Source organism: Pseudomonas psychrophila (assembly GCF_001043005.1).
GTDB lineage: Bacteria > Pseudomonadota > Gammaproteobacteria > Pseudomonadales > Pseudomonadaceae > Aquipseudomonas > Aquipseudomonas psychrophila.
This window is the reverse complement of the sequence record NZ_JYKZ01000002.1, coordinates 342,822-356,860: the sequence shown is the minus strand read 5'-3', so window position 1 is coordinate 356,860 and position 14,039 is coordinate 342,822. Positions and strand designations below refer to the sequence as shown.

The window sequence follows — 14,039 nt, the reverse complement described above, 5'->3', positions numbered from 1 at the left end:
GATAAAACGCTGCTCTCTTGAGTTTTTTCGGGCAAAAAAAAAGGGGCGGTTTGACCCGCCCACATTTTTTCCCTAGTCCCTTTTTTCCTTCTCATCATCCTGATGAATCGCATCCCGCGATGTCCGTCTGCGTTCTTCCTTGAGCGTGGTGTCGATCCGTCGACACAATTCAAATACTAGAGTTTTATAGGATTGCTGCAAGCGCAGCAGTTATAGATTTTTATTACATGGCCACTTTATGAAAAAAATATAAAACCTTATTTTTCATGGACTTATGAACAAACCAAAGTAAGAAAAAGGCATTTGCCTGACCTATTTTCGCACTTGGCTTACATGAAAGGTAAGTAAAGGCTTACAGCACTACGCAGGTAATAATCAATCTTGTCAGTGACATTCCATTTCAGAGCCAAACCAATCAGACACAGGCTAAAACTGCAGCCGAAACAATTTTCCATGACCCACAAAAAACCCCGAACAGCTCGGGGTTTAAAGTCAGCCTGTTGTGAACTACTGGAACAGCGACTCGCTCGACAGACCATTGCGCTCAAGGATTTCACGCAAGCGCTTGAGCCCCTCGACCTGGATCTGGCGCACGCGTTCACGTGTCAGACCGATTTCCAAACCTACATCTTCAAGGGTACTGCTCTCATGACCGCGTAGCCCGAAACGGCGAATGACGACCTCGCGCTGCTTGTCGGTGAGTTCAGACAACCATTGATCGATACTCTGCGACAAATCATCGTCCTGAAGCAGCTCGCAAGGATCTGTAGGGCGATCATCGGTGAGGGTATCAAGGAGGGTTTTGTCTGAGTCCGGGCCTAAAGAAACGTCTACCGAAGACACCCGTTCATTGAGCCCAAGCATGCGCTTGACCTCTGCGACAGGTTTTTCTAGGAGATTGGCGATTTCTTCAGGGGAAGGTTCATGATCGAGCTTTTGCGTGAGTTCGCGCGCTGCTCGCAGATAGACATTGAGTTCTTTAACGACATGGATCGGTAAACGGATGGTACGGGTCTGGTTCATGATCGCCCGTTCAATCGTTTGGCGAATCCACCAGGTGGCGTAAGTCGAGAAGCGAAACCCTCGTTCCGGGTCAAATTTCTCGACGGCCCGAATCAGTCCCAGGTTGCCCTCTTCAATCAGGTCAAGCAACGACAACCCACGATTGACATAACGGCGTGCGATTTTCACCACCAGCCGCAAGTTGCTTTCAATCATGCGTTTGCGCCCGGCTGGATCGCCACTTTGCGACAAGCGTGCAAAGTGAACTTCTTCTGCTGGGGAGAGCAACGGGGAGAAGCCAATTTCATTGAGATACAACTGGGTCGCATCAAGCGCCCGTGTGTAGTCAATGTACTTGTGCTGTTTTGTAGCGGGTGCTTTTTTGGACTTGGTTCGAGCTGTAGGGGTTGAATCGTCTTCTTCTGACATCAAGTCGCTGTCGATGTTGGAGTCCATAAGGAGCACCTCATCGTCGATGTCAAACCCCGGCGCTTCTTTGTTGAGAGCCATTGCTATAGTCCTTTGATGAGTTCGACCTCAAGCTCTAGCATCGCCCAAGTCCTTGGCAACGCTGGAGCCTGTTCCTTATCCACATCAGGAACAGGCTGGTAACCGATCAACGGCGAGGAAGGAATTGCAATGGATCTACAGGTTTACCTTGACGGCGAATCTCAAAGTGAAGTTTCACCCGGTCTGTACCAGTTGACCCCATTTCGGCAATTGTCTGTCCGACCTTGACCTGCTGCCCCTCCCGAACCAACAGCCTACGGTTATGTCCGTAAGCACTGACGTAGGTATCGCTGTGTTTGATGATGATCAGTTCGCCGTAGCCCCTCAATCCACTGCCAGCGTATACAACCGACCCATCAGACGCAGCTAAAACAGGCTGTCCCAAATCACCGGCGATATCAATACCTTTATTCAAACTACCGTTTGAAGAGAATTTGCCGATCAAAATCCCGTTTGAAGGCCATCCCCAGCCCTTGGGCGCGGGACCTGCTGGCAGCGGCGCAGCAGCTACAGGTGCAGTGGCGGAACGCTTGATTACCGTGGTCTTGCTGCCTGCAGAGGACGACACTACTGTTCTTGTCGTGCTGCCCGCTGGCTGGGTACCCGAGCGCCCGTCAAAACGAATGACCTGGCCAGGGACAATGGTGAACGGGGCGCCGATGTTATTACGGGCAGCCAGCGCCTTCCAGTCCCAGCCGTACCGAAAAGCAATGGAGAACAAGGTATCGCCACGACGCACGGCGTATTGGCCTGTGGTCACTGCCGGACGTTGGGCTACCCCGTTACGGTCAACGACATTGACGCCATTTTTTGGGCTACTGGAGCACGCTGCCAACAAAGCCAGTGTGGCACTCAGGAACAGACCGACCACCAGCCTCTGAAAGCTTTTGCTGCTCATACGCTGCGCAATGACTGTGAGACTCACCCGCCGCTCCCTTTGAAGATGGCTAAATAGTAAAACGCCAGTACTGGCCATGGTTTAGCGCAAGTATAACTGGCTACAGGGCTTTTACAGACTGCAAAGCCTAATCATAAACACACTGTATAAAATACAAACAAACACTGGGCAGGGCCCGGGGTGACGGGCTTTATGACCCGCAGCTCACCCTATAATTCACCCGGCTCGAATAAAGACTCAGGCCAGCGGCCCGTTAAGCAGTGGCACAAAGCGCACATTACCGATCACCCGCCGGGCAAAACCGTGCTCTTCGCGTACGATCAACATCAATTGCTGGACTTCTCCCGCACCCACCGGGATCACCAGGCGCCCACCGGGAGCCAGCTGGTCGAGCAATGCCTGCGGTACATCTGTGGCTACTGCCGTCACGATGATGCCGTTGTAAGGCGCCAGCGCTGGCCAGCCCTCCCAGCCATCGCCCCAGCGGAACACCAGGTTGCGCAGGTTGAGCTCCAGCAATCGCTCCTTGGCCCGGTCCTGCAGCACCTTGATGCGCTCGACCGAAAATATGCGTTCAACGAGTTGCGAGAGCACGGCGGTTTGATAACCCGATCCGGTGCCGATTTCCATCACCTTGTCCAGCGGCCCGTCCTCAAGCAGCAGCTCGCTCATGCGCGCCACCATGTAAGGCTGGGAGATGGTCTGGTTATTGCCGATTGGCAGCGCAGTGTCTTCGTAGGCGCGGTGTGCCAGGGCTTCATCCACAAACAGATGACGTGGCGTGCGGCGAATGACCTCAAGCACGTTCTGGTTAACGATGCCCTCTTCACGCAAGCGCTGAATCAGCCGCTCTCGTGTGCGTTCAGAGGTCATGCCAATGCCACGGTGCATCATGCCATCCTGCTCGCGCGCCATCAGCCCATGCCCTCCAGCCAGCCATTCAGGCTTTTGAAACCATCACCAAAGGTGCGATCCAGTTGTAGAGGCGTGATCGACACATACCCCTGCATCACCGCATGAAAGTCCGTCCCAGGCCCGCCGTCCTCGGCGTCGCCCGCGGCGGCAATCCAGTAGCCAGCCTTGCCACGCGGGTCAACAACCCGTACCGGCGCCGCTGCCCGTGCCCGATGGCCCAGGCGGGTGAGTTGAATGCCGCGAATGTTCTCAAGCGGCAAGTTAGGAATATTCACATTGAGGACCGTGCGCGGTGGCAAGTCCAGTGAGGCGTGGGCCTCAAGCAGCTTGCGGGCAAAAAATGCCGCCGTCGGCAAGTTGTCGACCTGGCGCGACACCAACGAAAAGGCAAAGGATGGACGCTCCAGAAAGCGCCCCTCAAGAGCCGCCGCCACCGTGCCGGAATACAACACGTCATCACCCAGGTTGGCGCCCAGATTGATGCCGGATACCACCATGTCCGGCTGAGGCTCCAGCAAGCCGTGAAGGCCCAGGTGCACGCAATCGGTCGGTGTTCCATTAATGCTGATAAAACCATTGGCCAGCGTGTGCGGATGCAGGGGACGGTCCAGCGTGAGCGAACTGCTCGCTCCGCTTTTGTCTTGATCCGGGGCAACCACCACACACTCGGCGTAATCGGCCAGCGCACCGTAAAGCGCGGCGAGGCCCGGGGCAGTGACCCCATCATCGTTTGAAATCAGAATACGCATAGGCTATCCGCTTGATCCAAAGGCACCAGATCAACAAGCTCGCGCACCAGAACAGTGGCGAAGCATCCGGCCGGCAGAACAAATTCCAGTTGCAAAACGTCAGGCTGCGGATAATGCCACGTCAATCGGCCAATGGGCAGTCGCAGGATACGTCGCTCATGGCTCATGCCCGCGCGAACCAGCCAGTCACGCAAGTCCGCTTCGCGTTCTGCAATCGACTGCTCCAACGCATGGGTCGCGCCGGTGGTCGGTGACTCGCCCTCGCCCCACTGCGGGCCGGTGGGGTGCAGATCGAGAATGCCCAGCCGCGGATCGCTGCATTCAGCCTCGCCCGCCGGGAAAAAACTGCGGCTGTCGGTAAAGGCCAGCAAATCGCCGACCTGCGCCCGCTGCCAGCTACCATCAGCCACCCGCGCTGCCAGCACCTGATTGAACAGATAGCTGCGAGCGGTGGAAAGCAGCCGCGAGCGAACATTACGCTGCTCAGGCAAGGCCTTGCGCGCAGCATAATCACGCGCCTCCCCCACGTTGCCACCTTGCCAGCCGAATCGCTGGGTGCCGAAATAGTTAGGAACACCCTGTTTGGCGATCCGTTCAAGGCGTTGCTGCAGCGCGTCCTTGTCCCCGGCCAGCTGCGTCAGGCGCAATGTGAAACCGTTGGCCGCGTGGGCGCCTCGCTGTAATTTTCGCTTGTGACGTGAGGTCTTGAGAATTTTCAGAGTGTCGTTTTCAGCGCCCGACAAGTCAGGGTCTGCCTTGCCCGGCAACTGCACGCTGAACCATTGGCGGGTTAACGCCTGGCGGTCCTTGAGACCCGCGTAACTGACCGTACGCAAAGGCACGCCCGCCGCCTTGGCGATGCGGCGCGCGGCTTCCTCGGTGTTCAGGCCGCGTTTCTCGACCCACAACCACAGATGCTCGCCATCACCGGACAGCGGTATATCAAGCACTTCGTCGACTTGAAAATCTTCAGCCGTCGCTTTGAGCACAGCAGTGCCCAGCGCCTCGCCGTAGGCCCGCGGGCCGAGCAGATCAGACTCGTTCATGCGCGAACCAACAACGCAATGGAGTGCACCGCAATACCTTCTTCACGACCAACGAAGCCGAGCTTTTCAGTGGTAGTGGCCTTTACGTTTACCTGGTCCAATTCAACCTCTAGATCCGCAGCGATCAGCGCTCGCATTGTTTCAATATGCGGCGCCATTTTCGGCGCCTGGGCAATGATGGTGTTGTCGACATTGCCGACTTTCCAGCCCTTGGCATGGATCAGACCCACGACATGACGCAGCAGGACGCGACTGTCAGCGCCCTTGAAGGTCGGATCGGTGTCCGGAAAGTGTTTGCCTATATCACCAAGTGCCGCAGCCCCCAGCAAGGCATCGCTGAGGGCATGCAAAAGCACATCGCCATCAGAGTGGGCCAGCAGCCCGAATTTGTGGGAGATCCGCACGCCGCCCAACGTAATGAAATCGCCTTCAGCGAAACAGTGCACATCATAGCCGTGGCCAATACGCATAAAAAAACGCCCCGATTAAGTCAGGGCGTGATTCTACCTACTTTGTCCAACATTGGGCGCTATTAGCTCAGTGCATTGGCGTGATGACGCAAGTGGTCATCAATGAAACTTGCGATAAAGAAATAGCTATGGTCGTAGCCTGGCTGCAGGCGCAGGGTTAACGGGTAGTCAGCAAGTTTAGCGGCCTGCTGCAGCACCTCAGGCTTGAGCTGAACACTCAGAAAGTCATCCCGGTCACCCTGGTCGACCAGCAGCGGCAGCTTTTCACGTGCCTCGCCAATTAACACGCTCGCATCCCACTCACGCCAACGGGCGCGTTCTTCGCCCAAGTAATTGGAGAACGCCTTTTGCCCCCATGGGCAGTCCATCGGATTGCTGATCGGCGCGAAAGCCGAGACCGACTGATAGCGGCCAGGATTGCGCAGTGCACACACCAATGCCCCGTGCCCGCCCATCGAGTGCCCGCTGATGCCGCGCTTTTGCGAAGCAGGAAAATGCGCCTCGACCAAAGCCGGTAATTCCTGCACCACATAATCGTGCATCCGATAATGCTGCGACCAAGGCTCTTGCGTAGCATTCAGGTAAAAACCTGCACCCAAACCAAAGTCCCAAGCAGCCTGCGGGTCATCCGGCACACCTTCACCACGGGGACTGGTGTCCGGCGCCACGATGATCAGCCCCAACTCGGCAGCCATCTTCATTGCACCGGCCTTGTGCATAAAGTTCTCGTCGTTGCAGGTCAAGCCCGACAGCCAGTACAGCACCGGCAACTTCGCGCCCTGCTCCGCCTGCGGGGGCAAGTACACGGCGAAGACCATGTCGCAGCCCAGCACTTCAGAGCGATGCTTGTAACGCTTGTGCCAACCGCCAAAGCTTTTTTGGCAGGAGATATTTTCCAATGTCATGGGCAGCTCCAGACCGTAAGCAAAACACCCCACCTGTGGGAGCGGGCTTGCTCGCGATGCAGACAACTCGGTCCTTCAATCAAACCGGGTAGCTGCAATCGCGAGCAAGCCCGCTCCCACACGTGTTTAGCGGTGTTTAGACTTACCGCTGTTAATTAGAAATGGATGACGGTGCGAATGCTTTTGCCTTCATGCATCAGGTCAAATGCCTTATTGATATCTTCAAGGCCCATGGTGTGGGTAATGAAGGTATCCAGCGGAATCTCGCCGCTTTGCGCCATGTCGACATAGCTCGGCAGCTCAGTGCGGCCACGTACGCCACCAAATGCCGAGCCGCGCCAGACACGACCGGTTACCAGCTGGAATGGGCGGGTCGAAATTTCTTGACCGGCACCGGCTACGCCGATGATCACAGACTCGCCCCACCCTTTGTGGCAGCACTCCAGCGCCGCACGCATCAAGTTCACATTGCCGATACATTCAAAGGAGAAGTCGACACCACCATCCGTCATGTCGACGATCACTTCCTGAATCGGGCGATCGAAGTCTTTAGGGTTGACGCAATCGGTCGCACCCAACTGACGGGCGATCTCGAACTTGGCCGGGTTGATGTCGATTGCAATGATCCGTGCTGCCTTGGCTTTCACCGCACCGATCACCGCGGACAGGCCAATGCCGCCCAGACCGAAGATGGCCACGGTGTCACCCGGCTTGACCTTGGCGGTGTTGAGCACCGCGCCGATCCCGGTCGTCACGCCGCAACCCAGCAGGCAAACCTTCTCAAGCGGCGCATCTTTCTGAATCTTGGCGACCGATATTTCCGGGAGCACGGTGTATTCAGAAAAGGTCGAAGTCCCCATGTAGTGGAAAATCGGCTGCCCCTTGTAGGAGAAACGCGTGGTGCCGTCCGGCATCAAGCCCTTGCCTTGGGTCGAGCGAATCGCCTGGCACAGGTTGGTCTTGCCCGACAGGCAGAATTTGCACTTGCCGCATTCTGGGGTGTACAGCGGGATCACATGATCACCGACCGCAACAGAGGTCACGCCTTCGCCAATGGCTTCAACAATGGCGCCGCCTTCATGACCCAGGATGGACGGGAAGATGCCTTCCGGGTCCGCGCCTGACAAGGTGTAGGCATCGGTATGGCAAACACCCGACGCCACAACCCGCAGCAGTACTTCGCCAGCCTTGGGCATGGCAACGTCAACTTCTACGATTTCCAGCGGCTTTTTGGCCTCGAAGGCTACGGCAGCACGTGACTTGATCATCGATCGTCTCCAGCAAAGTAAAAACAAGACGCCGAGTGTAAATCAGCGCTGAGTGATTAATAATCCAGACAAAAGCAAAACATTATTGCCATATAGGGATAATCCCCCGTGAATGAAAACCGCTGGGAAGGTATCGATGAGTTTGTCGCCGTGGCCGAGTGCGGCCAATTCACTGCGGCGGCCGAGCGTCTTGGCGTCTCTTCGTCCCACATCAGTCGCCAGGTAGCGCGGCTCGAAGAGCGCCTGCAGACCCGTTTGTTCTACCGCAGTACTCGCAAGGTCACGCTGACAGAGGCCGGACAAACGTTCTTGCAGCATTGCCAGCGCCTTCAAGACGGACGTGAAGAGGCGCTGCGAGCGATAGGGGATCTGGCCAGCGAGCCCAAGGGCATGCTGCGCATGACCTGCGCGGTGGCCTATGGCGAACGTTTTATCGTGCCATTGGTGACGCGTTTCATGGGGCTGTATCCGCAGTTACGGGTCGATATAGAGCTCAGCAATCGACCGCTGGACCTAGTGCATGAAAGCCTGGATCTGGCAATTCGACTGGGTCGCTTGCAGGACTCAAGGCTGGTGGCCACGCGACTCGCCCCCAGACGCATGTATGTCTGCGCGTCGCCTTCGTACCTGGAACATTATGGCCGCCCCCACAGCCTGTCAGAGCTGAGCCGACATAACTGTCTGATTGGCAGCACGGATTTATGGCAATTGCAGCAGGACGGGCGTGAGTTTTCGCAACGGGTGCAGGGGAATTGGCGCTGCAACAGTGGGCAGGCGGTATTGGATGCTGCACTTCAGGGTGTGGGACTTTGCCAGTTGCCGGACTACTACGTGCTGGAGCACTTAAAGACCGGAGCTCTGGTGTCTTTGCTCGACACCCACCAGCCGCCCAACACTGCGGTTTGGGCGCTGTATCCGCAACAGCGGCATTTATCGCCCAAAGTCAGAAAACTGGTGGATTACTTGAAGGAAGGCTTGGCCAAGCGGAAGGAGTATCAGGGCTAAGCCGCTGCTCCTATTACCTGTAGGAGCGGGCTTGCTCGCGATGCAGACGCCACAGTCTGCCGGGAAAACCAGGTGATGTCATCGCGAGCAAGCCCGCTCCCACAAGTCCCCGGGACACTCTGATCAGCGAGTAGCCCAACGCAATCGCAACCACTCAAGGTCTTCCGGGCGGGTGACCTTGATATTGTCCGCACGCCCTTCGATCAGTCGCGGGGCCAGGCCGGCCCATTCCATTGCCGAAGATTCGTCGGTAATGATCGCATCGGCCACGAGACTGTCCGCCAGCGCGCGATGCAATGGCCCCAGGCGAAACATCTGCGGTGTATAGGCTTGCCAGATCAAGCTGCGATCAACGGTTTCGACCACACGACCTTTTTTGTCGACTCGCTTGAGCGTGTCCCGCGCGGGAACTGCCAGCAAACCACCCACAGGGTCGTCAGCCAACTCACCCAGCAATTTGTCCAGGTCTTCACGGGACAGGTTGGGCCGGGCCGCATCATGGACCAACACCCAGTCGTCATCCGCTGCGCCTTGCGCATGCAGGTACAACAACGCATTGAGTACGGAATCCGCCCGCTCACGCCCGCCGTCCACCCGCACTACCCGCGCATCAGAAGCACACGGCAAAGACGGCCAAAATGGGTCATCAAAAGCGACACTGACCACCAGCCCCTTGAGGCCTGGATGATCGAGAAAACAGCTGATGCTGTGTTCGAGAATACTGCGCCCGCCCAACTGCAAATATTGCTTGGGACGGTCTGCGGCCATACGGGCACCCACGCCCGCGGCAGGAATCACGGCCCAAAAGGCCGGTGATGAATGACTCATTGGGCCAACTGATAGAGGGTTTCACCCTCCTTGATCATGCCCAACTCATGGCGAGCGCGTTCTTCAACGGTCTCCATGCCTTTTTTAAGCTCCAGCACTTCCGCATCCAGCACGCGGTTACGCTCCAGCAAAATTTCGTTTTCAGCACGCTGATCGGCGATTTGCTGAGTCAGGTCGGTAACCTGCGCCAAACTGCCATTCCCCACCCACAGGCGATACTGTAGGCCAGCCAGCAGCAAGAGCAGGACGAGAAACAACCAATAGGGACTGCGCATCGAATATCAGGTATCCAGTAAAAAGACAGCCATGCCGACAAACGTAAACAACGAATAGTACAAAGCCTGGAAGAACCAGGCTTGTATACAGAAGCATCAGATTAGTGTCAAAAGGCCCGAGTTGACGAGCATTTCAACACAATCTGCTGACTTTTTACGATTCAGTACTTAGCCGCGGAACTCGCCACGACCGTTGTACTTGGCTTTAGCACCCAATTGCTCTTCGATACGCAGCAATTGGTTGTACTTGGAAACACGGTCAGAACGGCACAGAGAGCCGGTCTTGATCTGGCCAGCCGCAGTACCCACTGCCAGATCGGCAATCGTGGAGTCTTCGGTTTCGCCGGAACGGTGCGAGATCACAGCCGTGTAACCAGCAGCCTTGGCCATCTGGATAGCTTCCAGCGTTTCGGTCAGGGTGCCGATCTGGTTGAACTTGATCAGGATCGAGTTGGCGATGCTTTTGTCGATGCCTTCTTTCAAGATCTTGGTGTTGGTTACGAACAGGTCGTCACCGACCAGTTGAACCTTCTCACCGATTTTGTCGGTCAGGATTTTCCAGCCATCCCAGTCAGACTCATCCAGACCGTCTTCGATGGAGATGATCGGGTAGCGCTGAGTCAGGCCTTTGAGGTACTCAGCAAAACCTTCGGAGTTGAAGACTTGACCTTCGCCCGACAGGTTGTACTTACCATCTTCGTAGAATTCGCTGGCAGCGCAGTCCAGAGCCAGGGTCACGTCAGTGCCCAGGGTGTAACCGGCATTTGCCACGGCTTCGGAGATCACTTTGAGTGCATCTTCGTTGGAAGCCAGGTTAGGTGCGAAACCACCTTCATCGCCCACGGCGGTGTTCAGGCCACGGGCCTTGAGCACAGCTTTGAGGTGATGGAAGATTTCGGTGCCCATGCGCAACGCGTCAGAAAAGGTCTTGGCGCCAACCGGCTGAACCATGAACTCTTGAATGTCGACGTTGTTATCAGCGTGTTCGCCACCGTTGATGATGTTCATCATCGGAACCGGCATCGAGTAAACACCCGGAGTACCGTTCAGATTGGCAATGTGCGCGTACAGCGGCAGGTCCTGGTCCTGTGCAGCCGCTTTGGCAGCAGCCAAAGACACCGCCAGAATGGCGTTAGCGCCCAGGGAACCTTTGTTCTCAGTACCGTCCAGCGCGATCATCGCGTGGTCCAGCGCCTTTTGGTCAACCGGGTCTTTACCCAGCAGCAAATCACGAATCGGGCCGTTGATGTTGGCAACGGCTTTCAGAACGCCTTTGCCCAGGTAACGGCTCTTGTCGCCATCACGCAGTTCCAGCGCTTCACGGGAACCGGTGGATGCACCGGACGGCGCGCAAGCGCTGCCGATGATGCCGTTGTCGAGAAGCACGTCCGCTTCCACAGTGGGATTGCCACGGGAGTCGAGAACTTCACGACCTTTGATGTCGACGATTTTTGCCATTGTTGTAAACACTCCAAAGTTGACGAAAACGACGCAGCTGAGGGAAATATTGTTATCGGCGGCAAGGGGCAAATAGCGGGCAGCCTTGCGGGCGATAAGGCTCGGGCCCAGAGGCCCGAGAAATCGTGCGGTACTTTACCGGAGAAACGAGGGTTACGCGGTTTCTATTGTCGGAAAACTTTTAACCAACTCATCCAGAGACTTCAACTGGGCCAGGAATGGCTCCAGCTTGTCCAGACGCAAGGCACAAGGGCCGTCGCATTTGGCATTATCCGGATCCGGGTGCGCCTCAAGGAACAGACCGGCAAGGCCCTGGCTAATGCCAGCCTTGGCCAGGTCGGTTACTTGGGCACGACGACCACCGGCAGAGTCCGAGCGACCACCCGGCATTTGCAGCGCGTGGGTCACGTCGAAAAATACCGGGTACTCGAACTGCTTCATGATGCCAAAGCCCAGCATGTCTACAACAAGGTTGTTGTAGCCGAAGCTGGAACCACGTTCGCAGAGGATCAACTGATCATTACCCGCCTCTTCGCATTTGCTCAGGATGTGCTTCATCTCCTGAGGTGCAAGGAATTGGGCTTTCTTGATGTTGATCACGGCACCGGTCTTGGCCATGGCCACGACCAGATCAGTCTGACGCGACAGGAAGGCCGGCAGCTGGATGATGTCGCAAACCTCGGCGACCACGGCTGCCTGGGCAGGTTCGTGGACGTCGGTGATCAGCGGCACACCAAAGGCGGCTTTGATGTCCTGAAAAATCCGCATGCCTTCTTCGAGGCCGGGGCCCCGGTAAGAGCTGACAGATGAACGGTTGGCCTTGTCGAAACTGGCCTTGAACACGTAAGGGATACCAAGCTTTTCAGTAACCCGCACGTACTCTTCGCACACCTGCATGGCCATATCACGGCTTTCGAGCACGTTCATGCCACCGAACAAGACCATTGGCTTGTCGTTGGCAATTTCGATATTGCCTACACGGATAATCTTTTGCGCCATTCTGATTACGCCTTCTTCTCGTGTTGCGCCAATGCTGCTTTGACGAAACCGGTGAACAATGGATGGCCATCACGTGGCGTGGAGGTGAACTCCGGGTGGAACTGGCAAGCGACGAACCAAGGATGATCCGGAGCTTCAACCACTTCTACCAGTGCGCCGTCACCGGAGCGACCGGTCACTTTCAGGCCAGCTTCGGTCAGCTGAGGCAGCAGGTTGTTGTTTACTTCATAGCGATGACGGTGACGTTCAACGATCACGTCCTTGGCATAGCAGTCGTGAACCAGGGAACCGGCTTGCAACTGGCAATCCTGCGCACCCAGACGCATGGTGCCGCCCAGATCAGAGGTTTCAGTACGGGTTTCGACTGCACCGGTGGCGTCTTCCCACTCAGTGATCAGGCCCACAACCGGATGGCCGCTGCTGCGATCGAACTCGGTGGAGTTGGCGTCTTTCCAGCCCAGCACGTTACGTGCGAACTCGATTACCGCTACTTGCATGCCCAGGCAGATACCCAGGTATGGAACCTTGTTCTCGCGAGCGTACTGAACAGCCGTGATCTTGCCTTCTACGCCGCGCAGACCGAAGCCGCCCGGAACCAGAATGGCATCACAGCCTTCAAGCAGTTCAGTGCCTTTGTTTTCGATATCTTCGGAGTCGATATAGCGCAGGTTGACCTTGGTACGGTTGGAAATACCGGCGTGGCTCATCGCTTCAATCAGCGACTTGTACGCGTCCAGCAGCTCCATGTACTTGCCAACCATCGCGATGGTGACTTCGTGCTCCGGATTAAGCTTGGCATCAACAACCTGTTCCCATTCGGACAGGTCGGCGCTGTTGCATTCCAGGCCAAAACGCTCGACAACGAAATCATCTAGACCCTGGGCGTGCAGCATGCCCGGGATACGGTAGATGGTGTCGGCGTCTTCCAGCGAAATAACGGCACGCTCTTCAACGTTGGTGAACAACGCAATCTTGCGACGCGAAGAAATATCAACGTGGTGATCGGAACGGCAGATCAGGACATCTGGCTGCAGGCCGATGGAGCGCAATTCTTTAACCGAGTGTTGCGTTGGTTTGGTTTTCGTTTCGCCAGCAGTGGCGATATACGGAACCAGCGTCAGGTGCATCAGCATGGCGCGCTTGGCGCCCACTTCGATGCGCAGCTGACGGATAGCCTCGAGGAACGGTTGGGACTCAATGTCACCCACAGTACCGCCAATCTCAACCATCGCTACGTCGGCATCGCCGGCGCCCTTGATGATCCGACGTTTGATTTCGTCGGTGATGTGCGGAATCACCTGGATGGTTGCACCCAGGTAATCACCACGGCGCTCCTTGCGCAGGACGTGTTCGTAAACGCGGCCCGTGGTGAAGTTGTTGTTCTGGGTCATGGTCGTGCGGATGAACCGCTCGTAATGCCCCAAGTCCAGGTCGGTTTCGGCGCCGTCGTGTGTGACGAACACTTCACCGTGCTGGAACGGGCTCATGGTGCCCGGATCAACGTTGATGTAGGGGTCCAGCTTCAGCATGGTGACCTTAAGTCCCCGCGCCTCCAGGATGGCTGCCAATGAAGCCGAGGCAATGCCTTTCCCCAATGAAGAAACAACACCGCCCGTGACGAAGATGTAGCGCGTCATGAAAAACCCTAGAAGTCTGCGTTAAAGCGGTCAGAGCCGCCGGGGAAAGCGAAGGAAGGCCGAAGCCCCCAATC

14 protein-coding genes are annotated in these 14,039 nt (G+C 56.5%); 1 reads left to right on the top strand and 13 read right to left on the bottom strand.

Translation table 11 applies throughout. The annotated features are described in order from the left end of the window. Positions 1–507: 507 nt before the first annotated feature. The 8 genes from rpoS to TU76_RS07705 all read right to left on the bottom strand — a co-directional run bounded on the left by rpoS (position 508) and on the right by TU76_RS07705 (position 7,763). Positions 508–1,512: an RNA polymerase sigma factor RpoS gene (gene rpoS / locus TU76_RS07740; RefSeq protein WP_046810484.1), complete on the bottom strand. Its 1,005-nt coding sequence runs from the start codon at positions 1,510–1,512 to the stop codon at positions 508–510. 106 nt (positions 1,513–1,618) lie between these two features. Further along, on the bottom strand, positions 1,619–2,437 hold the full coding sequence (locus TU76_RS07735; RefSeq protein WP_019822230.1) for a peptidoglycan DD-metalloendopeptidase family protein: 819 nt from the start codon (positions 2,435–2,437) through the stop codon (positions 1,619–1,621). Between the two features lie 210 nt (positions 2,438–2,647). After that, entirely contained in the window at positions 2,648–3,283 is a 636-nt protein-coding gene (locus TU76_RS07730) for a protein-L-isoaspartate(D-aspartate) O-methyltransferase (protein ID WP_173667434.1), read from the bottom strand. A 41-nt stretch (positions 3,284–3,324) separates the two neighbouring features. Continuing rightward, on the bottom strand, positions 3,325–4,074 hold the full coding sequence (gene surE, locus TU76_RS07725; RefSeq protein WP_019822227.1) for a 5'/3'-nucleotidase SurE: 750 nt from the start codon (positions 4,072–4,074) through the stop codon (positions 3,325–3,327). Continuing rightward, the gene (gene truD, locus TU76_RS07720) at positions 4,062–5,120 is read right to left on the bottom strand and encodes a tRNA pseudouridine(13) synthase TruD (RefSeq protein WP_019822226.1); all 1,059 of its coding nucleotides are present in this window, start codon (positions 5,118–5,120) and stop codon (positions 4,062–4,064) included. The genes surE and truD overlap by 13 nt, the downstream gene beginning before the upstream one ends. Then, entirely contained in the window at positions 5,117–5,590 is a 474-nt protein-coding gene (gene ispF, locus TU76_RS07715; RefSeq protein ID WP_019822224.1) for a 2-C-methyl-D-erythritol 2,4-cyclodiphosphate synthase, read from the bottom strand. The genes truD and ispF overlap by 4 nt, the downstream gene beginning before the upstream one ends. 62 nt (positions 5,591–5,652) lie before the next feature. Then, positions 5,653–6,495, bottom strand: coding sequence for an S-formylglutathione hydrolase (gene fghA / locus TU76_RS07710; protein WP_048351384.1), 843 nt, complete (start codon positions 6,493–6,495; stop codon positions 5,653–5,655). Positions 6,496–6,650: 155 nt separating this feature from the next. Then, positions 6,651–7,763: an S-(hydroxymethyl)glutathione dehydrogenase/class III alcohol dehydrogenase gene (locus TU76_RS07705; protein WP_019822222.1), complete on the bottom strand. Its 1,113-nt coding sequence runs from the start codon at positions 7,761–7,763 to the stop codon at positions 6,651–6,653. Positions 7,764–7,871: 108 nt separating this feature from the next. On the opposite strand from TU76_RS07705, the gene TU76_RS07700 reads away from it, so the two are divergent. After that, the gene (locus TU76_RS07700) at positions 7,872–8,768 is read left to right on the top strand and encodes a LysR substrate-binding domain-containing protein (protein ID WP_046810488.1); all 897 of its coding nucleotides are present in this window, start codon (positions 7,872–7,874) and stop codon (positions 8,766–8,768) included. Between the two features lie 123 nt (positions 8,769–8,891). Here the strand turns inward: TU76_RS07700 and ispD are convergent, their stop codons facing one another. The 5 genes from ispD to TU76_RS07675 form a co-directional block, all read right to left on the bottom strand. Then, positions 8,892–9,596: a 2-C-methyl-D-erythritol 4-phosphate cytidylyltransferase gene (ispD, locus tag TU76_RS07695; protein WP_019822220.1), complete on the bottom strand. Its 705-nt coding sequence runs from the start codon at positions 9,594–9,596 to the stop codon at positions 8,892–8,894. After that, a complete protein-coding gene (ftsB, locus tag TU76_RS07690) occupies positions 9,593–9,871 on the bottom strand; it encodes a cell division protein FtsB (protein ID WP_019822218.1) in 279 nt (92 codons plus the stop codon). Before ftsB ends, ispD begins: the two co-directional genes overlap by 4 nt. A gap of 168 nt (positions 9,872–10,039) precedes the next feature. Continuing rightward, entirely contained in the window at positions 10,040–11,329 is a 1,290-nt protein-coding gene (gene eno, locus TU76_RS07685; RefSeq protein ID WP_019822217.1) for a phosphopyruvate hydratase, read from the bottom strand. Positions 11,330–11,482: 153 nt separating this feature from the next. Next, the gene (gene kdsA, locus TU76_RS07680) at positions 11,483–12,328 is read right to left on the bottom strand and encodes a 3-deoxy-8-phosphooctulonate synthase (protein ID WP_019822215.1); all 846 of its coding nucleotides are present in this window, start codon (positions 12,326–12,328) and stop codon (positions 11,483–11,485) included. Between the two features lie 5 nt (positions 12,329–12,333). Beyond that, the gene (locus tag TU76_RS07675) at positions 12,334–13,965 is read right to left on the bottom strand and encodes a CTP synthase (RefSeq protein ID WP_019822213.1); all 1,632 of its coding nucleotides are present in this window, start codon (positions 13,963–13,965) and stop codon (positions 12,334–12,336) included. Positions 13,966–14,039: the final 74 nt, after the last annotated feature.